This window comes from Calothrix sp. NIES-2098 (genome assembly GCF_963875125.1).
Classification (GTDB): domain Bacteria; phylum Cyanobacteriota; class Cyanobacteriia; order Cyanobacteriales; family Nostocaceae; genus Aulosira.
In genome coordinates, this window is record NZ_CAWNKJ010000001.1 from 4,886,991 (window position 1) to 4,907,004 (window position 20,014).

The 20,014-nt window shown below is 38.4% G+C and carries 17 protein-coding genes; 9 read left to right on the top strand and 8 right to left on the bottom strand.

The window, feature by feature from the left end; all coding sequences use genetic code 11:
• Both AACU33_RS20485 and AACU33_RS20490 read right to left on the bottom strand, forming a co-directional pair.
• On the bottom strand, positions 1-1,281 hold the full coding sequence (locus AACU33_RS20485) for a vWA domain-containing protein (protein ID WP_096590401.1): 1,281 nt from the start codon (positions 1,279-1,281) through the stop codon (positions 1-3).
• Positions 1,278-2,534: a vWA domain-containing protein gene (locus tag AACU33_RS20490; RefSeq protein ID WP_096590402.1), complete on the bottom strand. Its 1,257-nt coding sequence runs from the start codon at positions 2,532-2,534 to the stop codon at positions 1,278-1,280. Before AACU33_RS20490 ends, AACU33_RS20485 begins: the two co-directional genes overlap by 4 nt.
• A gap of 367 nt (positions 2,535-2,901) precedes the next feature.
• On the opposite strand from AACU33_RS20490, the gene AACU33_RS20495 reads away from it, so the two are divergent.
• The 7 genes from AACU33_RS20495 to AACU33_RS20525 all read left to right on the top strand — a co-directional run bounded on the left by AACU33_RS20495 (position 2,902) and on the right by AACU33_RS20525 (position 11,503).
• Positions 2,902-3,564, top strand: coding sequence for an ATP-dependent Clp protease proteolytic subunit (locus AACU33_RS20495; RefSeq protein ID WP_096590403.1), 663 nt, complete (start codon positions 2,902-2,904; stop codon positions 3,562-3,564).
• 99 nt (positions 3,565-3,663) lie between these two features.
• Positions 3,664-4,257, top strand: coding sequence for an ATP-dependent Clp protease proteolytic subunit (locus tag AACU33_RS20500; protein ID WP_096590404.1), 594 nt, complete (start codon positions 3,664-3,666; stop codon positions 4,255-4,257).
• Between the two features lie 226 nt (positions 4,258-4,483).
• Entirely contained in the window at positions 4,484-5,113 is a 630-nt protein-coding gene (locus tag AACU33_RS20505; protein WP_096590405.1) for a J domain-containing protein, read from the top strand.
• A 565-nt stretch (positions 5,114-5,678) separates the two neighbouring features.
• Positions 5,679-6,278 carry a helix-turn-helix domain-containing protein gene (locus AACU33_RS20510; RefSeq protein WP_096590406.1) on the top strand — a complete coding sequence of 200 codons (600 nt, stop codon included), beginning with the start codon at positions 5,679-5,681 and terminating at the stop codon, positions 6,276-6,278.
• Between the two features lie 40 nt (positions 6,279-6,318).
• The gene (locus AACU33_RS20515) at positions 6,319-9,054 is read left to right on the top strand and encodes a peptidase domain-containing ABC transporter (protein WP_096590407.1); all 2,736 of its coding nucleotides are present in this window, start codon (positions 6,319-6,321) and stop codon (positions 9,052-9,054) included.
• A 149-nt stretch (positions 9,055-9,203) separates the two neighbouring features.
• The gene (locus AACU33_RS20520) at positions 9,204-10,712 is read left to right on the top strand and encodes an HlyD family efflux transporter periplasmic adaptor subunit (RefSeq protein ID WP_096590408.1); all 1,509 of its coding nucleotides are present in this window, start codon (positions 9,204-9,206) and stop codon (positions 10,710-10,712) included.
• Positions 10,713-10,768: 56 nt separating this feature from the next.
• Positions 10,769-11,503 carry a peptidylprolyl isomerase gene (locus tag AACU33_RS20525; protein WP_096590409.1) on the top strand — a complete coding sequence of 245 codons (735 nt, stop codon included), beginning with the start codon at positions 10,769-10,771 and terminating at the stop codon, positions 11,501-11,503.
• A gap of 73 nt (positions 11,504-11,576) precedes the next feature.
• On the opposite strand, the gene AACU33_RS20530 is transcribed toward AACU33_RS20525, so the two are convergent.
• The 6 genes from AACU33_RS20530 to AACU33_RS20555 all read right to left on the bottom strand — a co-directional run bounded on the left by AACU33_RS20530 (position 11,577) and on the right by AACU33_RS20555 (position 18,501).
• Positions 11,577-12,662 (bottom strand): T3SS effector HopA1 family protein, encoded by a 1,086-nt coding sequence (locus AACU33_RS20530; RefSeq protein ID WP_096590410.1) that lies wholly within the window; start codon positions 12,660-12,662, stop codon positions 11,577-11,579.
• Positions 12,663-12,712: 50 nt separating this feature from the next.
• Entirely contained in the window at positions 12,713-13,861 is a 1,149-nt protein-coding gene (locus AACU33_RS20535; RefSeq protein ID WP_096590411.1) for an aminoglycoside phosphotransferase family protein, read from the bottom strand.
• 116 nt (positions 13,862-13,977) lie between these two features.
• On the bottom strand, positions 13,978-14,190 hold the full coding sequence (locus AACU33_RS20540; protein WP_096590412.1) for a hypothetical protein: 213 nt from the start codon (positions 14,188-14,190) through the stop codon (positions 13,978-13,980).
• Between the two features lie 369 nt (positions 14,191-14,559).
• Entirely contained in the window at positions 14,560-15,669 is a 1,110-nt protein-coding gene (locus AACU33_RS20545) for a T3SS effector HopA1 family protein (protein ID WP_096590413.1), read from the bottom strand.
• A gap of 25 nt (positions 15,670-15,694) precedes the next feature.
• The gene (locus AACU33_RS20550) at positions 15,695-16,849 is read right to left on the bottom strand and encodes an aminoglycoside phosphotransferase family protein (protein WP_096590414.1); all 1,155 of its coding nucleotides are present in this window, start codon (positions 16,847-16,849) and stop codon (positions 15,695-15,697) included.
• A gap of 320 nt (positions 16,850-17,169) precedes the next feature.
• Positions 17,170-18,501 carry an aromatic ring-hydroxylating dioxygenase subunit alpha gene (locus AACU33_RS20555; RefSeq protein ID WP_096590415.1) on the bottom strand — a complete coding sequence of 444 codons (1,332 nt, stop codon included), beginning with the start codon at positions 18,499-18,501 and terminating at the stop codon, positions 17,170-17,172.
• A 438-nt stretch (positions 18,502-18,939) separates the two neighbouring features.
• On the opposite strand from AACU33_RS20555, the gene AACU33_RS20560 reads away from it, so the two are divergent.
• Together AACU33_RS20560 and AACU33_RS20565 are read left to right on the top strand one after the other, a co-directional pair.
• Positions 18,940-19,200, top strand: coding sequence for a MoaD/ThiS family protein (locus tag AACU33_RS20560; RefSeq protein ID WP_096590416.1), 261 nt, complete (start codon positions 18,940-18,942; stop codon positions 19,198-19,200).
• A gap of 145 nt (positions 19,201-19,345) precedes the next feature.
• Complete coding sequence (locus tag AACU33_RS20565) at positions 19,346-19,762, top strand: universal stress protein (RefSeq protein ID WP_096590417.1); 417 nt, start codon at positions 19,346-19,348, stop codon at positions 19,760-19,762.
• Positions 19,763-20,014: the final 252 nt, after the last annotated feature.

The window sequence follows — 20,014 nt, forward strand, 5'->3', positions numbered from 1 at the left end:
TTATTCTTGTAAAATCGTCTTGGATACAATTCTAGTTTTCTTGCGGTCGGCTTCTGACAGTTCTTCACCAGCTTGCAAGCGGGTGGCAGAAGTTTGTAAGACTGTGGCTGCACCTTTATCTCCTATTTGGAGGGCGGTTTTAGCGGCTGTTTGCAGCATGGTTGCAGCACCGATAAGATCGCCCTGTTGTAATTTTGCTTCTGCTAATTGAGTTTGGCGATACTTAGCTAATGCTAAAATCGACTGCTGTACCTGGGGATTGGGATTTGGCTGGTAAACGCGAACCACATCTGCATACACAGGTGCGATCGCCGAAACTAAGCCTTGTCTATCTACAGATGGATCGTCATAACGAATTTGCACGTGGCCGATCTCTTGTCTACCTTCAGCTAAATTGCCTAGATAAATATTGGCTAAAACTACCCGTTCCACATCTTGCATCAAGTCTCCCAAGCGCACAACAAAGCGTCCATCGGCTTCTTGTTCCACTGGTAACTCAATTGTATCTGGGGCTACTTGGGCAATCGGTTTGAGTTCCGCTAGCCGGACATTTGGCATTAAGGACAATAGCAAGTAGGCATTAGTTAGCCCTACAGACTGAACCCGTCTAAATAAACGGCTAAATTCATCTACTGCTTGTTCGGGATGCTCGATATAAGCTAGAGTTCCACCACCAGCATCGGCAATTTTTTCTAGTAAATCAGAGTTCCAATTCGTCCCAAATCCTAAGGTGTTGAGAGTCAAGTTGAACTTAGTAGCCTTATGGGCAAGTTCTAGACAGCGTTTGTTGTCATCTGGCCCTAACTCCCATTTCCAAATTCGCAAGCTGCTTTCACCATGTCCATCTGTCAGCAAAAACGCCTGGGAAACAGCACCTTTTGTACCCTTCATCAGTTCTGTAATTCCCAGCGCCAAACCTTCAGCAATTACTGTGCCACCGCTAGCGCTAAGTTTGTTTTTAATTTGTGATTTAATGCTTTCGATGTCTTGAACTACCTGGTTGGGGATAATCACTTCAGCTGAACCAGCAAAGGCGACAACCGAAATGCGATCGCCTGGTTTTAGTCGATCGAGTAATCCTTCTACTGCTTGAATCACGGTGTTGATGGGTTGTCCATGCATGGAACCACTTTTATCGAGAATCAAGCATAAGTTGAGTGGCAAATTGCTATCAAATTCCCCAGCAATTGCAGAAATGGAAATGCCCAGTTGACGCTGGCTAGCCGCTTGCGCCACATCAACATTACTATCATTCAGCACCGACAGTAATTTTACTTTCATTGGCGAGGAGTATCCTGCAAAACTGTTTTTGAGACAATTCTAGTTTTCTTGCGATCGCTTTCGGATAACTCTTCACCAGCTTGCAAGCGAGTGGCGGAAGTTTGCAATACTGTGGCTGCACCTGTATCTCCCATTTGCAAAGCAGTTTTCGCCGCAGTTTGCAACATTGTCGCCGCCCCAGCGCGATCGCCTTGTTGTAATTTGGCTTCTGCTAACTGAGTTTGGCGATATTTAGCTAATGCCAGGATAGACTGCTGCACTTCAGTATTAGCAGCAGGTTGGTAAACTTTAGTTACATTCACATAAACTGGGATGTTGGGTGTAAATAACTTTGTTTGGTTGTTAGCAGGGTCATCGTAGCGGACTTGCACGTTTGCGATCGCTTGTTTACCTTCGGGCAATTGTCCCAAATAAATATTAGCTAAAATCACCCGTTCCACATCCTTCATTAAGTCTCCCAAACGCACGGCAAACCGTCCATCTGCTTCTGGTTGCACGGGTAACTCAATCGTATCGGGAGAAACTTGGGCAATCGGTTTGAGTTCCGCCAATCGGACATTGGGCATCAGGGAGAATAGCAGATAAGCATTAGTCAAGCCAATTGTTTGAATTCTGTTAAACAGGCGGCTAAACTCCTCCACTACGCGATCGGGATTTTGAATGTAAGACAGCGTACCCAAGCCAGCATCAGCAATTTTTTCTAAAATATCTTGATTCCAGTTGTCACCAAATCCCAAAGTATTTAAAGTCAAGTTATAGTTAGCAGCCAATTGCGCAAATTTTAAACAGCGATCGTTATCACCATGTTCGTTCTCGCCATCAGTTAATAAAAAGACTTGAGAAACAGTGTCTTTTTTCCCTTTAGCTAACTCTTCAATGCCCAATCGCAAACCTTCATCAATTGCCGTCCCACCATCAGCACTCAAGCGGCTAATTTGCTTTTTGATCTGTTCTCGATCTTCAATTACTTGATTGGGTACTAAGACTTTAGCCCGGTGATCGAACACCACAACACTCAAGCGATCGCCAGGATTTAGCCTATCAACCAAACGAATTGCAGCTTGCTTGACAGTTTCTAGCGGTCGCCCATTCATCGAACCACTATGATCGAGAATTAAACATAAATTAAGTGGGACATTGCGATCCAAAATTTCACCGATTGCCGAAATCGAAAGCGATAATTGACGCTGACTGTTCGGTTGATGGGCATCTAAATTACTATCATTCAGGACTGGCTGTAAGTTAACTTTCATAACGCAAAGTTCCTAGTTAGGATACACATTTTTATAAATAACTTCAAAGCGTAACATTAAAGCTACGGAAAGCAGATACATTAATTACGTTTTTAAAAGTCCAAAGTTTCTTGACTCTTAAACGCCAATTCACTCAATGGAGGGAACCTCCGCACGTGATTGGCTCCTCTTGACCCTTGACAACCTTAACGAAAAAATATGCAACTTATAAATCGCAGTAGCTTATATTCAAGAATATCTTAGAAGCTAAGGATTGGCAGATGTTCAGCCCCCTGACACATTAGCCAGAAATCCACACCTTGAAGATAGCTAGCATCGCGCTAGTATGTATTACAGTTAACGGCATAATTTCAGGCGATCAGTTGCTATGGACATTTCCCCCATCAAGGCTGTTCAAGCCCCCTACTACGGCGATAATTTTTACCGGACGCCGCCGCCAGATTTACCTTCCCTATTGTTGAAGGAGCGAATTGTCTATCTTGGGATGCCCCTGGTGCCTGCTGTCACAGAATTAATCGTCGCTCAACTACTGTATTTGCAGTCCGACGACCCCGAGAAGCCGATTAAAATTTATATCAACTCCACTGGCACATCCGGTTATAGTGGCGATCCGATTGGCTTTGAAACCGAAGCCTTCGCCATCTATGACACTATGAAATACATCAAGCCACCCATCCACACTATCTGCATTGGTTCAGCAATGGGTATGGCAGCGATGCTACTCGGTGCCGGTACTAAAGGTTGCCGCGCCAGTTTACCCAACGCTACTATTATCCTGCACCAGCCTAAGAGCTACGCCCAAGGTCAAGCAACGGATATTCAAATTCGGGCGAAGGAAGTTCTGGCAAATAAGGCCTCAATGGTTGACATCATATCTCGCACCACTGGCCAACCCCCAGAAAAAATTACCAAAGATATGGATCGCCTCTTTTACATGACTCCCTATCAAGCTAAGGAATACGGTTTGATCGATCGAGTTTTTGAAAAAGAAGAACTTGCCAATCCACCTCTGCCTGCAAGCATCCTTTAATTTGTCCTTTGTCATTTGTCCTTTGTCCTTTGTATGAGACAAATGACCAATGACTGATGATGAATGACTAAATGACTAATTACAAACGGAGTAGCAAAAATGCCTATAGGTGTTCCTAAAGTTCCTTACCGGATGCCCGGAGGGCAATTTACAGATTGGATTAGCATCTACGATCGCCTTTACCGAGAAAGAATTATTTTCTTAGGGCGAGACATTGATGACGAAATTGCCAACCAAATTATTGCAGTTATGTTATACCTGGACTCGGAAGATCCAGGCAAGGACATTTATTTGTATATCAATTCCCCTGGTGGTATGGTGACTTCCGGCTTGGCAATTTATGACACCATGCAACACATCAAATCAGATGTGGTGACAATTTGCGTTGGTTTAGCTGCTTCAATGGGGTCTTTCCTGTTGGCTGCTGGCACCAAAGGCAAACGCATGGCACTGCCTCACTCGCGGATTATGATTCACCAACCTTCTGGTGGCACCCGCGGCCAAGCAACGGATATCGAAATTGAAGCTAGAGAGATTCTGCGGATTCGTAACCAGCTCAATCAGATTTATGCCAACAACACTGGTCAAACTTTAGCCAAAATTGAAAAAGACATGGATCGTGACTTTTTCATGTCTGCCCAAGAAGCTAAAGAATACGGTTTGATTGACCGTGTAATTGAAGAACGTCCGTAATAGGGAGATGGGGGAGTGTGGGGAGAGAGGGGAGAAAATAAACATACTTTCTTAGCTTTCCCCATCTCCCCCATCCTCCCACACTTCCCACACTCCTTGTTTGCCCCATACACAAAATAAATTGTCAATCGTGAACTTTCAATTAAAATATAAATCTTTATTATTAATTACCTCAGACTTTAAGCCACAAGCTTGAAGCTGAATATTTGATAGCTAATAGCTCAAGATGGATCTTGGAGATTGCTACCGTGTATTGGGTTTAAGATCGGGGGCCTCTTTTGCCGACATCAAAGCGTCTTACAGACGATTGGCGCAGCAATATCATCCCGACATCAACCCTGCTGACAACAAAGCTAAAGATAAATTTATTGCATTGACAGAAGCCTACAAACTCCTACTGACGGTAGTTATACCTGAGGATACTGTGAGTACTTCGAGTCAATCGCAGGTGTCTGCGCGTGAGGAAAAACAGGCAACAGCAACACCGCAGGAGAAACCACCAGCAGCTTCGGTGAAAACTCAACAAGCGACAACACCAAAGCCGCCAAGTGTCACAGACATAGAACAGCGGCTCAAGTGGAAGACTTACGAACAGTTGCAGCGGTTTTTAAAAGAAAAACGGTATCCGCAAGCGATCGCACTCGTAGAAGCTTTGGCAGATCGCTTACCAGACGATGCTGAAGTTCGCCAGTGGCAAGCTATTGCCTATCAAGTTTGGGGACGGGTACTAATCGAGCAACATCAGGTGCTGAAAGCCAGAATTTATCTCAAAAAAGCCCTGAAGACAGACCCCAATAACAAAGCTTTATGGAATGAGGTGCAGCGAGATTTTCAGCGCTTGGATCAGATTTTTTAACAGTCATTTGTCATTTAAAAATCTCATAGAAAGTTAATAGAATAATGCGGCCGATGGCTAAGGGCACAACATTGTTGTGCCCTTACGAATAATTTATATCATGTCCGGTTAAACAGTCGTCATTGCGAGCGAAGCGTTCGCTGAAAGCGTTCTCGAAGAGTAGCAATCCCAAAGTCTTTGCGATTGCGTCGTCCCACTGCGTTCCACTCACAATGACATATCACAAGTAATTTGGCGGACATGATATTATATGTCGCAAAGATTTTTTGACTACGTAGCTAGCAAGATTTCGCGCCAAGCACGCAACCTCTGTTCAATAGCGCATTTACTCGCTTAATCGCACTAAATAAAATTTTTACGGAAAAATATTTATTCTCTGTGTAGTTACTAGTATCAATTCCCAAAGTATTGACTTTTGGGGGGCAGAAAAACTTGTGTTTGTCTTATACAACGTACTCAGAAGAACTGAAGATATACCGATTTTTACGGTTAGATCTGCTTTAACTGTCAGGGTGCATATAAAGTTTATCAGTCAATCTATAGGGAATAAACAGCCGATACTGTGATGTCAAAAGATTTTGAGCAACCTGAAGTTAATTTCCCAAATATTGGGTCGGGTAAGTATTTAACATCATTTCAGCGCAAACTGCTGCAAAAAAATCTCCAAGAGGATTTGTCTGAGTCTTATCGTCAGCGAATAGAAATTATGTTGTTGGCAGATGAAGGCAAAACTCAAACAGAAATTTGTCAGATAGTAGCATGTTGTCCGGCAACAGCACGGCATTGGATGCATATTGCTCGGAGTGGGATGGCGCACCAATGGCAAGATTGTCCTCTTGGTCGTCCGAAAGCTATTAATCAGGAATATTTAGAACGCTTACAAGAGTTGCTTTCGCAAAGCCCCAGAGATTATGGTTATGGGTTTAGACGTTGGACAGTCAGCTGGTTGAGAAAGCATTTAGCAAAAGAATTGGGTATTGAAGTTAGCGATCGCCATCTCAAGCGAGTCCTCAAACAGATGGGATTATCAACAATTCCCAAACCCAACCCATCTACAGGTGAAAATACAGAAAAAACCACAGGACAAAAAATCTTGATTTCCGATCTTAAATCCGAAAAATCACTGAATTTTTCCGGATTTTTTCTTTTGGAATCAGAAAAATAAATACACATAAAAACTAAGTAGAAATACAAGATTTCATGTCATGGCGGAATATATATCAGAGTTGCTGTCTTTGCAGCAATTATGTACTGTCTTGGGTTATTCTCTCTCTTCAGAAGACTTACAGCCCTGCCTTACCCAAGTTAAATCTCTTACACCCAAAGTAGGGAAATTTTGGCAAGGAACAGATGTTGAACCAGGTATCTACATCGTACTTGCAGGTAAAGTCAGATTGCTTGATGAAACAGGTGAACTGATTGCAACCTTGGAGGTAGGAGAATCATTTGGTGAATTTACCTTATTTCAGGAAGCTGGTTTTAAAGCTTATGCAGCAAGAGCTAGTGTCAATTTACACTTGGCTTTTCTTTCTGGGGAAGCGCTGTCACCATTGATAAGCAAATATCCCCAAATTTACGAACATTTACGTACCAAAGCGCGATCGCGAAATTCCCTGTTAGTCCAGTCTGACAGCGAACCAGTATCTCCCAATCTGCCACAACAGTTTGCTAAACGAGAAGAACAGACTATTACTTCCCCAGCACCAGTAAGTAATCTACAGAAAAAGATTAGCAAAGCCTACTTTCCCAACCCCACACAAAGAGTAGGTCATTTATGGCAGCGCGTCACTAAAAACTATCCATTTTTTGCCCAACAGAGTTCATCAGACTGCGGTGCAGCTTGTTTGGTGATGGTGTCTCGTTATTGGGGAAAACGCTTTAGTGTTAATCGCGTGCGAGATATTGCTAATGTTGACCGCAACGGTGCATCTCTGCGGGGATTGTCAGCAGCAGCAGAAAGTATCGGATTTAACACTAGACCAGTCAAAGCTAGTCTCGACCAGCTAGGGAAGCAAAAACTACCTGCAATTGTTCACTGGCAAGGCAAGCATTACATAGTTGTCTATGAAATCACCAAGAAATATGTGATAGTTGCAGACCCCGCCATTGGTCAGCGTACCCTCACTCATCGGGAATTTAAAGCAGATTGGACTGGATATACTTTACTGTTGCAACCTACAGCCCTTTTCAAAGATACCGAAGAGAGTACAACACCCTTCTGGCAATTCTTTGAATTAATCAAACCGTACGGGTTGGTGATGCTGGAAATATTTCTAGCTTCCCTTTTTATTCAAATATTTGGATTGATTGCACCTTTATTTACCCAACTTATTCTCGATAGAGTGGTGGTGCAGCGTTCTGAATTGACCTTAACAGCTGTAGGTTTAGGGTTGCTAATTTTCAATCTGTTTCGGGTAGCACTAACAGGTTTGCGGCAATATTTACTAGATCATACAGCTAATAGGCTAGATGTAGCTTTGATTGTGGGATTTATCCGTCATACCCTACAACTTCCTTTAAGTTTTTTTGAAACTCGTTATGTTGGGGATATTATTTCTCGAGTTCAAGAAAACCGCAAAATTCAACGTTTTCTCTCTGGTGAAGCATTATCAACCCTCTTAGATTTACTTACAGTATTTATCTATTTAGGGCTAATGTTTTGGTACAGTTGGAAAATGGCATTATTGTGCTTGGTAATTGTACCGCCATTCTTTTTATTAGCATTGATTGCCACACCCTTTTTAAAGAAGATTTCTAGGGAAATATTTAGTGCTTATAACCAAGAAAGTAGTTATCTCATTGAAACTATTTCTGGGGTAAGAACAGTAAAATCGACAGCCATAGAACAAACAGTTCGCTGGCATTGGGAAGAGTTATTGCACAAAGCAGTTAAAACTAATTTTGCTGGACAAATTATTGGAAATCGTCTGCAAATTTTTAGTAATTCTATTCAAGCAGTAGTCACTACAGCATTGCTATGGTTTGGGGCACATCTAGTAATTCAGAATCAGTTAACAATTGGGCAGCTTGTGGCATTTAATATGCTGTTAGGGACTATTATTAGCCCTTTCCAACGTTTAGCAGTATTGTGGAATCAATTGCAGGAAGTTGTCATTTCAATGGAACGCATTAATGATGTGTTAGACACCGAACCTGAGGAGAATTTACAACATCAAATCAGACAAAGCTTACCTTCGATTCAAGGTGAAGTTCGGTTTGAAAATGTCACATTTCGCTATAACTCAGAAAGCGATACTAATGTAATTGAAAATCTCAGCTTTCAAATTAAACCAGGGCAAATGGTAGCACTAGTTGGGCGTAGTGGTTCTGGGAAAACTACGATTTCTAAGTTAGTTTTAGGCTTATATCTTCCTAGCGATGGCAAAATCTTAGTTGATGGATGCGATATTACCAATATCTCTTTACGTTCCTTACGCCAACAAGTTGGAGTAGTTGACCAAGATACCTTTTTATTTGGTGGTACAATTCGTGACAATATTAGCTTAGGACATCCAGGAGCCAAATTAGAAGAAATCATCGAAGCGGCAAAGCTAGCTGGTGCTGATGAATTTATTAAAAAATTGCCAATGGGTTATGAAACCCAAATTGGTGAAGGCGGAGGGATGCTATCTGGAGGACAGAGGCAAAGAATTGCCATAGCTAGAGCTTTATTAGGTAATCCTCGCTTATTAATTTTAGATGAGGCAACTTCTCATTTAGATACAGAGTCAGAACGCATTATTCAGAAGAACTTCAACACAATTCTCAAGGGAAGAACTACCTTAGTAATTGCCCATCGTCTTTCCACCGTCAGAAATGCAGATTTGATTTTGGTATTAGATAAAGGCGTGTTGATTGAAAGTGGAAATCACCAAGAATTGATGGCAAGACGCGGACATTATTTTTATCTCAATCAGCAACAGTTAGACGCATCAGCATAACGTAATTATTACATAATTTAAATTTTAACTTCTAACTCATATAGCAGTTCTAAATCAGAAATTAAAATACTGTATACAGTCAATAGTGAGTTTTTCACAAATGATACAGAATTGTTATCCCTGCTAGATTTCAACTTAAAGGATACATAATGTCAGAGATATTAAATGATAAAGTTGCAACTACAATTAATGAATACGAAGAGCAAGACAATTCATCGATAAATGTAACTAAATTAGCTGATGATTGGTCTGAACATACTAAAGATATACTTGATAGCTTACCCCAAGTTTGGACAAGGGGAATGTTATATTTTCTGCTGAGTTTTGTATCTATTGCTCTGCCTTGGGCGATGCTATCTAAAGTAGATGAAACTGGTACAGCCAAGGGAAGACTTGAGCCAAAGGGTAAAACAGTTAAGTTAGATAGCGCAGTACCAGGAACAGTAACTTCTATCCCAGTTAAAGAAGGGGATCTAGTTAAACCTGGAGAACCTGTATTGATATTAGATTCAGAATTAGTCCAGGCAGAATTACGCCAAACAAAAGATAAATTAGAAGGGCAATTAAATAGGCGATCGCAATTAAATCTTTTAAAAAATCAGCTAGTAGTAACTATAGCAACTCAGCAACAACAAAATCAAGCCCAAGAGTTAGAAAAACAGTCCCAAATCGAGCAAGCGCAGCAAAATTTAACGGCTTTAAAAAATTCCTATGAAATCCAAAAAGCCGAAAAAATTACCCAAGTTAATCAGGCACAGCAGACTATCGAACAAGCTCACACTGCAAATAAATTATTAGAAAATAGTTTAGCAAGTGCTCAAAGAGAGGTAGAACGCTACAGCCAACTTAAACAAGCAGGTGCTATCCCAGAAATTCATGTTGTAGATAAGCGAGATATAGCTAAAGACAGACAGAGAGTATACGAACAAAGCAAATCAGATATTAAACAAGCTAATCTACGTCTAGCCGAACAGCAAAGTAGTTATCAACGCACAATTCGTCAAGCAAAGGCAGAAATTGAACAAGCATATTTGCGCTTGAAAGAACAGCAAAGAAGTTATCAAACCTTAACTCATTCTGGAAAACTGGCTCTACTCAAAAGCGAGGAACAATTAAATAATTTAGAAACAGAAATGACAACGTTACAAGCAGAAGTTGCTCAAACTAATAGTCAAATCAATAGCTTACAGTTGCAATTGCAGCAACGAGTATTAAAATCTCCCATCGCTGGTAGAGTATTTCAACTACCAATTCAACGTCCGGGTGCAGTCGTTCAACCTGGAACAATGATTGCAGAGATTTCTCCAGAAGGTTCACCTTTAATTATTAGGGCGCAAATGCCAACATCTGAAAGCGGTTCTTTACGCAAAGGATTGCCAGTAAAAATTAAATTTGATGCTTATCCATTTCAAGATTATGGAATTCTTGAAGGAGAATTATTAGAAATTTCCCCAACTACATCAGAAGTGGATACACCTAATGGAAAACTCTCTGCATATAACTTAGAAATTTCCCTGAAGAGTAATTGTATCCATGGTAAAAATAAATGTATACCTTTACGTCCTGGCGATACAGCAACAGCAGAAGTAATTGTACGTCAGCGTCGGATTATTAATTTTATCCTCGATCCATTTAAACAGTTGCAACAGGGAGATTAACAGTTAATAGCTGCTCCTAACTTTATGTAATCGATATTTATTTTTAGACCGAAATCATGTTAAAGACTATCACAATTGCTAACCAAGATATTCTACATATTGTCAAGCAATGCTGCCAAATTCCCGATTTTATTGAAAAAATTATTACCCGCAAGATAATTGAAAATACTGTGTCCGATATGGGTATAAAAATAGAGACTGAAGAACTTCAAAAAGCAGCAGATACTTTCCGCTTAATGTATGAATTAGCAACTGCTGAAGATACCTGGAAATGGTTAGAAGAACGCGCTCTCTCTGTAGATGATTTTGAAGAATTAGTTTACGCTAATTTACTTGCTAATAAGTTAGCCCAACATCTGTTTGCAGATAAAGTTGAACCCTATTTTTTTGAAAATCAACTAGACTACGCTGGTGCAGTGATATATGAAGTGGTGTTGGATGATGAAGACTTAGCTATGGAACTATTTTATGCCGTTATGGAGGGTGAAATTAGTTTTTATGATGTTGCTCACCAATACATACAAGATACAGAATTACGTCGCAAATGTGGATATCGAGGAAAAGTCAATCGTCAGGATTTAAAGCCAGAAATTTCTGCTACTGTTTTTGCTGCTAAACCTCCCCAACTTCTCAAGCCAATTATTACATCTAAGGGAGTACATTTAATTATGCTAGAAGAGATTATTCAACCAGAATTGAATGAGAAGTTGCGTTATCAAATTATGTCAGCATTTTTTGCTGAGTGGGTAAAGCAGCAAATAGAGCATGTAGAGGTTATTAAACAATTGTAGAGCAATAGCATGAATCCTACACTCCCAGCGTGGTGAGTGTAGGCTTCTCATCAAGATTTAATTAGCATTAGCTCTATACCAATGGTGTATAAATATCTTCTGCATTAGGATTGAGATAGGGGCGCTCTATATCAATTCCATATTGTTCAAATTTTCTGAGTATATATTTCATTCGCTTCTCCGGCGAATTATCATTATTCTGATAAGCCTCTAACAAAGCATCAGCAACAAATTCACAATAATTACCTTCAGAATCTAGTGAATTTCTCAACTTTATTTCAGTATTTGGACGTTCAGCTAAACCAATACCAGGTGCAATTTTTTTAGTAAATATCGGAACTTCTTCGCGAAAATAGTATTTATTTTCTGCATAAATTGTTTGTAAGACTGGCAAAATATAGTCTTTGTATATATCGGGATTGTATTCGTAAGCAAAAACTTTCAGAACTCCAGAGTTATAAAATCTATAATTCAAAGGATTGTGCAATACATGGAAAACAAAGGGAATTTTAGCTGCATTCAACTTTGTGGTTACACAATTCATGGAATAAATTGCAGCTTTAGAACTGAAGTTAAAATAAACTAGTATTGTGTAAACGAAACGATTATAAGGTGGTAAACCTCCAAGATTATCTCCATTAGCATGATAATTGTATTTACCAATATAGCTACTAGGTAAAAATATTGATACCGCATCATTTATGCTAGCTGATTGTAGTACTGGAGGAAGATGAGTCTTTCGTTGTATGTTTATAATTACATCATCAAATTCTGCGGCGAGGCTACCATCAGCCTCTTCTCTTATGAGATGGAAAGCCGGATGAAACCAACCTTTTCCTTGATTATTTTTGTCCAGTTTCTCATAAAATTCCCAGTCTATTTCTTGGGAGGCTATTTTTTCTAAAATTTGCTCGTTTGTCTTGTAAAATTGAGCGTATTCTACTATTTGTAAACCTTTAAAGTAAGTTTGATATAAAAAATCTAATAACTGTGAATTAAAGTAACTAAACTGAACTTCTAGTGGCAATTTTTGCAGTTGTTCCAAAGTTGTAGCAGAAGTTTCTCTATAAGACAAGTAAGAATGACTGATGCAGAATTTTAATGGATCAATTTTAATATTTGTGGTAATATCTTTTAAGTAATCTTTTGATTCCAGCATAATTAATATTAATTATAAAATAATAGGTAAAGCTCTTAAATACAAATACTTTAAATAGCCATAAATTTTTCTGGTTTACAAAGTAATTGTGCCGCAATATAAAAATAAACTTCTTGATGGCATAGAGCTATCTCTGGCTGAAATTGAAATTCTGTTAATAGTTGATAAATTACAGCAAGCCCAGCAAATTGAATAACACGTCTGAGAAATTCAGGATAACCTTCTAAAACCTTTGTGTGAGCATTGATATAAGCTTTAATCGTGGCTACAATCGAAGGGCGAACAACTTCTAAAGGAATAGCGGCTAGCTGTATAGATTTTTTAATCTCAATAGTAGGATGCATAATCATGCTATTAAGCCAAAATAGAAAATAGCCAGCAATTGCTTTACCTAAATCGCAAGCCGGATCGCCCCAGCTACAAGTTTCCCAATCAATAAGCTTAATTAGGTTTTCTTCATTATGATTTAGATCTGATGATAAGGTATGCCAGTTCTTAGATATTAAGAGATTTTTAAATTGAATATTGTTGTGCGTTAAACAACAACGGCGATGCTGAAACAGCAGATCTTTAATTACTTCTATTAAAGCATCAGCTTTTTGAAAATTTCCGATAAATCTCCAAACATAAGTTGGAGTCTTCTTTAAATTCTCAGGCTTCAAGCGCTGAAATAGATGCTCGGAAATATAATCAGGGTAAGAAAGTTGATAAGGGATTTTTTCTGCTGAATACTTAGTTAAAAATTTGTAGAACTTTTCCGAACTGATACTTTCTTTATGCAGTTTTGCTAAAGTATTTCCAATTAATTCGGCAATGGTATGGGGAAAATTATTATTATTCATATAATAACTTTCTAAATTGATATATCTATCAAGATATTTATATATCAAAATCGAATTCATCTCATCGAAATATATTATTTCTGGGGTTAGTGATGAAATAAAGTACAAATTTGTTTCTACTTGTAAAAACTTATAAATCTCTCGTTCTTTATCAATTCTCTCGTCCCGATCGTGACTATGATAATTAGGAGTTTGTTTAATAACTAGCTTGTAATTGTTTTCAGCTACTTCTATGAGCCAATAAGAATTTTTGCTATATTTGACATCAACTTTCATATAGGCTAATTCTTCTTGTGTAAAGATAGCGGTCTCTTTTAAGTAACTAAATAAGTTTTTATAGTTGAGATTAATAGCCATAAAAACTCTCCTTTATTTTTCAAATATCGAGACTGTGTTTGTTTGAAATGGCTAATGAAATTAAAATTTTTGTTCATAGAGTGGGTTAGTACCCACCCTATGTTTAATTAGACTAGTTACTTAGCCACTGGATTGGTACGGCATCCTACGCTATCAGTGCTAAATTCATTGGTTGTAACTGTTCCGCAGTAATAGCTCTTGGTACTGGCAATCTGCATTCCTCCTCGTAGATTTAGTTCATCGTTGCTCAATTCATTCAAAAAGCTTTCAGAATCGAGAAATAATTCAGCAACATTAAGTTTGATGTCGTTAATCTTAATATCAGCCATTTGAGTTTTCTCCAATTACGTTTTTTTGGTTACTTGGAATCGTTTTTTATTTTTGATTCCCGATCAAATTGTATTTATTTAAAATTGATATGCCTAGATGTATACAACTAATTAATAGACCATAAAAATAACACTTTTGCTCGTAAAAATGCTAAAAACTTACTAATGCTTTCTTGGTTAGAATTCGGTTATACCGATCGCGCATCCAGAATAAAAATTCTAATTATCAAGCATAATTTTCAAGTTAAATTCTGTCGATTAAAGGGACAAAACTCAATCAGATATGTCATACGAAAATTTTAAAATAAAAAAGTCTCAAAATATTTTGAGACTTCAAACTAAATTATATTGTTGAATATTTATTAGCTATTAAAACACCCTATAAATATCTTCAGAGTTAGCATTCAAATAAACCCGTTGAAAATCAATACCTAAACGAGAAAATTCATTAAGAATAGACTTCATCCTTCCTGCGGTTGAGTTATCTGCTTGTTGCCAAGCTGACAACAACCCATTCGCCACAATCTGACAACGATTCATGCCAAAACTTTCACGTTCAGCAAACTTTTGGTCTGGTTCTTCTGCTAACCCCAACCCCGATGCTATATGCATAGTAAATAGGGGGATTTCTGTCTTAAAATGTGATTTATGCACTGTATAAACAGCCTTTAAAACTGGCTCAACAGCTTCATAATCTCTCTTATCAAAATACAAAACTCCTGAATCATAGCGTTCATACTGCTTTGGATTGTACAAAACTTTAAAACTAAAAGGAATTAGTATCTCATTTAGTTGTCGGGTAAGACTATCCATCATCGCTACAGCACCTTCAGGAGTGAGATTAAAATATATTCTCACTGTTATTGATTCGCTGTTTGTGTATTCAAGACGACGAAAACCTGCATTGCTAACTGCCATATAAAAGCCGTTTTGCACTCGATTCTTAGGCATTCGGATAGCTACATAATCACCCGGACAAGCAGATTGTTCAGATACTTGCAGATGCTTATCTCGCTGAATATGCAGCCTTAAACTACCATTAGTGACTGCTAAACTCCCATCAGGTTCCTGTCTCAAAATAGACCAGCCAGGATCAAAATAGCCTTCTCCAGAATTGCTTTCATGTAATTGCTGATAAAACCCGACATCAATTCCCAAAACAGTATTATTTTCTAAATCCAAAGGGAGTTTATTTTCTTCTGTATCTGCTGCTAGTGCTTTTCGCATAGCACCGTTGTAATAAATACCGTAGAGAAAACTTCGCAGTTCTAGACTTAGATATTTCTGTTGTATTTTTTCAGGCAGTTTCTGAAACCTTTCAACTGTATCAGCAGGTAGTTCCACTGGTTTATAATCTGGATGGCGAATCGAAAAATCAGATTGAATTTCAACTTTGTTAACAATATCTTCTAAAACATCCAGCAATTGCGTATTTATCTCAGTTTGAAGCTGAGTTTGAGTTGTGTTGAGTAATTGCATAATTATTGATTTATGATGAAATGTTTTAAGCAGTTAAAGCAGTTTTTTGAATTAATTCACTAGTACCAAAAATTATTGGTATTGATTGTTCTGGGCGGCATAATAAGGTTTTAGCTACCTGAAGCATAGCAATACCTGCATTGCCAAAAGATTTCTGATACTGAATCATTCCCTGAATTCCTTGAATTAAACCAAAACCTGTAAATTGCATTACCCGCAGCAAGAAATCAGGATGTTGTTCTAAAATTTGTGGAAATGTCTGTAAATAAACTTGGGTTAATGTTGCAATTGAAGGCTGAAGTTTTTCTAAGGGAGTCATCGCTAAACCTAGAGATTCCTCAAGGCTTAAAGATTTACTAATCGCTAAACTACCCAGCCATAATTGTACGTAGCTACTAATAAGCGTTCCTAAATCAAAAGCTGGATCTCCCCAAGCAGAACGTTCCCAATCAATTAAGCGTATAATACTGTTATTAGATTGCTGCCAATTTTTATAGATTAATATATTATTTAGCTTCAGATCGTTGTGAGTTAAACAGCAAGGAATAACAGCGTTACCTAAATTGTTGAGAGATGCTTCTAAGCTTTCATAGCGTTGATATAGGGAAAAAAACCTCAACCCATCAGCAGGTATTAAACCGAAAATTTCCGGTTCTATCCTTTCCAATCCTCTAATCGTTGTTTTTACCTGTTCTGTTCTAGAGTTGTCTAAATTGTCAACCAGAAAGTCTTGATATTCTTGGTTATTGAAAGTATGACGATGAATTGTTGCTAAGAAAGTGCCTATGGACACAGCTATTTCCACTGAAAAATTCTGTTCGTTACTATAGAATTCGATTAAATCTTGATAATCATCTAGATATTTAAACACCATAATGGAATTTTCTGCATCAAAATGCAGTACTTGTGGTAGCGAAAGCTGAAGATGATTGAGTTCGGGAAATTTTTGTAAGAATTCTTGAATTCGCCACTCACTTAAAAATTCACCAGATGCTTTTCCTTCGTGATTGTGTCGTTCTTGCTTAACCAACAGCTTTTGATTATTTGGCAGGGTTAGTAATAAATTAAAATTTTTGGCAGCTTTCAACTCTATCTCAATTTGGTCTTTTTCTATTTGAGTATAAAGGTGATGTTTAGTTAAATAGTCAAAGACATTGTGAGAATTTAATAAAAACGTCATAGCTATATTAGGTAACTGTCAGATTTTAGATAGTGAAAATTACAATATTTGTTTCCTATATTCTGCCAGTATCTAATATTTTTTTGAGTTTTTTGAAAGATAAAAGTGACAAAATAAATATACTTAAATCATCTTATTTTTGTTAATTCATATCGAAAATATGTTTGTGAATATAAATCTCGATTATCCCGAACGATAATTAAAATTTTTATGTCCTATTTTCTTGCGATCGCACTTTACTCAAATTAGAATTTCTGGTGTTGCACCTGTAAGGAAAACTAGCAATAGACGAGTAACTTCGCCTACTGCCATCTGCGCAATTATCTCTGGGAGTGTATATAATCCACAAAGTAAAATTTAGGGCGAAGCCAGAATTTTAACCAAGCGTAAACTCCTAAACTGAAGAGGGCTGTAATCATTAGAGGTAAGCCTAGCTTGACTCGCAGCGCATCAGGGAGAACGGCAACTACTGATACTACTGTGATAAAGTACGCTAAAAGTCCGACCTGCGAGCGCTCGATATTTTTCAGCGCCCCACGACAGCTACTACAATGCTGAGTATGTTGTTTGTAGCGATCTAACATCACCGAGCGATCTTCATTGATTGTTGGGCTGTCTGGAACTTTAATTCCCGCTTCGCTCCAAGGGAGTTGCCCGTGACAATACTTATCAAACCAATTGCGAAATTCAATGACTAAGCGATCGGCGCTTGTAGGTAGTTTGTAAGCAGTTTTCCAGCTTTCAACTGATGTTATTTTTTGCAGAAAGTACTCTTGTTGTTGCAAAAGTATCATATCTCCATCCAGAACCGCATTTCGAGTTTTGATATGATTCCACCAACGAGGTATTAAATTATGCATTGTTTTGGCAAAATTGCGGGGAAATTGCGCGACAATCCTTGATTTACCTGGAGCAACGGGAATGCAGTAGGTTATCAGTCCCATCTGCTTGTCAGAATCACCAATCCTAATTGCATACTCTAAGTGGCAAGGTGGTTCAAAAGTGATTGTGGTTTTAAAGAATCTGTCAGTATTTACCTCAATCAAGTTTGGCGTTGATTGTACGAGTTTCAGCGGAATGGGTTTTGCTTTTTGGCGATCGCCTTGCACTCCATGATGAGCAAAAGGAACATGGCTGGGATCTGCGACATTTTCTACAAGGGTTTGCCAATCGTATTCTAAGTCACGTACAAAGGAATCCCAGACAAAACCTTTACTAGCATCTACTAAAGGTGATAAAGGTAAAGGTGTAGCAGCAGCATTTTCAGTTGATTTCGCATCTGGCCAAACCCAAAGTAAATCATTTTCTTGGCGCACAGGTAGCGAAACTGCACAGAAATTTTGTTGATTTTTAGTGACAATTTCTGGATCTTCTGCTTGGGGAATATGAGTACAAACTCCTTCGGAATCAAACTGCCAGCCGTGATAGCTACACATTAAATTGCCTGTTTTATCGTCAACTCTTCCTTCACTCAAGGGGGCTAGGCGATGCGGACATCGATCTAAAAATACTTGGTAAGTTTCAGAGAATTTAGGCTGCCAAATTACTAAACGAAGTCCCAAAAGCGTTACTGGGGTTGGTTTATTGGGGTCTAGATCTTTAATTGGTGTGAGAGGATACCAGTGCTGAAAAAAGTTGAATTCAGATTGCATTTTACTTTTAATACCTTTAATGATTCAATCAATTAACTTGGCAAACAAACACATCAAAAAATCATGCAATGGCAGTTTTCATCACTATTCATCATGTAATGTTACATCTCTATTTGCATATGTCTTAGTTAACTTTACTAACTTGTTTTCAGACTTTCTCTACTAAAAGACTTAATTATTATATATAATAAAAAATTTATATAATTCCAGTTTTAATTATTTTACTAAAGCCATCATTAGCCACTTATCAAAGGGGCTAGAAAAAAAATGTAACTTGATGATGTCGAAAATAGTAATATAATTCCTACAGAATTTCATGTTTCAAAATTAAGTCTAAAGCATAATGAGATTACCTTGTGTAGGTGAAAACCTAGCAGGGAGATTGCCATCTGAAAACTAGAAATCCCCGTATTTATGGCTGGGGAATAATAAAAGTTTATGTCTAATTCTGTTATTACCGTAACCGTGAAGTTATTTGCAGCTTACCAAGAAGCTTATAAAACATCAGAACTGGTGTTAGAATTTCCCAATGGTACGCCAGTGAGAGCAGTATGCGATCGCTTGATTGCGGAACATCCAGAACTGCGCCAATTGCGAGATATTACCCGCTTTGGGATTAATTTAATATTTGTCGAACCGGATACACCCCTGCAAAATGGCGATGAAGTCGTGTTAATTCCACCTGTGAGTGGTGGTTAGGGAATTTCAGCTAAAAAATTTGTAGGCGGAGGGGCAGGGAGCAGGGAGCAGGGGGAGGAAGAATATTATTATTTGAGTAAATTGGATAATTTATTTTCTGGCAGTCCCTTAACATACAATAGGCGATCGCTCGTAATAAAATCTGATGAGTAAACCAATAGTTTGGGTACATGGCGACTGTTTAAGTCCCCACAATCCTGCACTGCAAAAATATCCCGACGCACCAGCTATCTGGGTTTGGGACGATGCGTTGATAGAAGAATGGCAACTGAGCCTTAAACGTATCACCTTTATTTACGAATGCTTGCTAGAGTTACCTGTTGAAATTCGGCGTGGTAATGTAGCCCAGGAAATTATCGCCTTTGCTCAAGAGCATAATGCCGATTTAATTGTCACCACCGCAAGTCCTAGCCCGCGCTTTGCGAATATCTGCAAGGAAGTTGAATCTGCTTTAGTTATGGAAGTGTTAGAGGTAGAACCGTTTTTTGATTACGATGGGTATATTGACCTGAAGCGGTTCTCTCGCTATTGGAAAGTGGCTGAGAAGTATGTTTTAGAATAAGTAGCGATCGCTAAATCTTGGCTGATATTTAATTTCTTTTTTGCTGATTTAATACCAATTCAAATAATCTTTGTGACAGATAAATTCTTTGTATGGGCACGGCATCAGTAAGATCATTTGATATACCAAAAGATTATGGATGCCGTGCCCCTACTCATCTGTCGCATTCTTTTTTCAAAATGGTAAGTACTCAAGCAGAATTAATTACACAATGTCATTGCGAATGGAGCGAAGCGGAATGAAGCAATCGCA

Excerpts from the sequence above, each read along its gene's own strand:
- AACU33_RS20485 (WP_096590401.1), bottom strand. The coding sequence starts at position 1,281 with ATGAAAGTAAAATTACTGTCGGTGCTGAATGATAGTAATGTTGATGTG.
- AACU33_RS20490 (WP_096590402.1), bottom strand. The coding sequence starts at position 2,534 with ATGAAAGTTAACTTACAGCCAGTCCTGAATGATAGTAATTTAGATGCC.
- AACU33_RS20495 (WP_096590403.1), top strand. The coding sequence starts at position 2,902 with ATGGACATTTCCCCCATCAAGGCTGTTCAAGCCCCCTACTACGGCGAT.
- AACU33_RS20500 (WP_096590404.1), top strand. The coding sequence starts at position 3,664 with ATGCCTATAGGTGTTCCTAAAGTTCCTTACCGGATGCCCGGAGGGCAA.
- AACU33_RS20505 (WP_096590405.1), top strand. The coding sequence starts at position 4,484 with ATGGATCTTGGAGATTGCTACCGTGTATTGGGTTTAAGATCGGGGGCC.
- AACU33_RS20510 (WP_096590406.1), top strand. The coding sequence starts at position 5,679 with ATGTCAAAAGATTTTGAGCAACCTGAAGTTAATTTCCCAAATATTGGG.
- AACU33_RS20515 (WP_096590407.1), top strand. The coding sequence starts at position 6,319 with ATGGCGGAATATATATCAGAGTTGCTGTCTTTGCAGCAATTATGTACT.
- AACU33_RS20520 (WP_096590408.1), top strand. The coding sequence starts at position 9,204 with ATGTCAGAGATATTAAATGATAAAGTTGCAACTACAATTAATGAATAC.
- AACU33_RS20525 (WP_096590409.1), top strand. The coding sequence starts at position 10,769 with ATGTTAAAGACTATCACAATTGCTAACCAAGATATTCTACATATTGTC.
- AACU33_RS20530 (WP_096590410.1), bottom strand. The coding sequence starts at position 12,662 with ATGCTGGAATCAAAAGATTACTTAAAAGATATTACCACAAATATTAAA.
- AACU33_RS20535 (WP_096590411.1), bottom strand. The coding sequence starts at position 13,861 with ATGGCTATTAATCTCAACTATAAAAACTTATTTAGTTACTTAAAAGAG.
- AACU33_RS20540 (WP_096590412.1), bottom strand. The coding sequence starts at position 14,190 with ATGGCTGATATTAAGATTAACGACATCAAACTTAATGTTGCTGAATTA.
- AACU33_RS20545 (WP_096590413.1), bottom strand. The coding sequence starts at position 15,669 with ATGCAATTACTCAACACAACTCAAACTCAGCTTCAAACTGAGATAAAT.
- AACU33_RS20550 (WP_096590414.1), bottom strand. The coding sequence starts at position 16,849 with ATGACGTTTTTATTAAATTCTCACAATGTCTTTGACTATTTAACTAAA.
- AACU33_RS20555 (WP_096590415.1), bottom strand. The coding sequence starts at position 18,501 with ATGCAATCTGAATTCAACTTTTTTCAGCACTGGTATCCTCTCACACCA.
- AACU33_RS20560 (WP_096590416.1), top strand. The coding sequence starts at position 18,940 with ATGTCTAATTCTGTTATTACCGTAACCGTGAAGTTATTTGCAGCTTAC.
- AACU33_RS20565 (WP_096590417.1), top strand. The coding sequence starts at position 19,346 with ATGAGTAAACCAATAGTTTGGGTACATGGCGACTGTTTAAGTCCCCAC.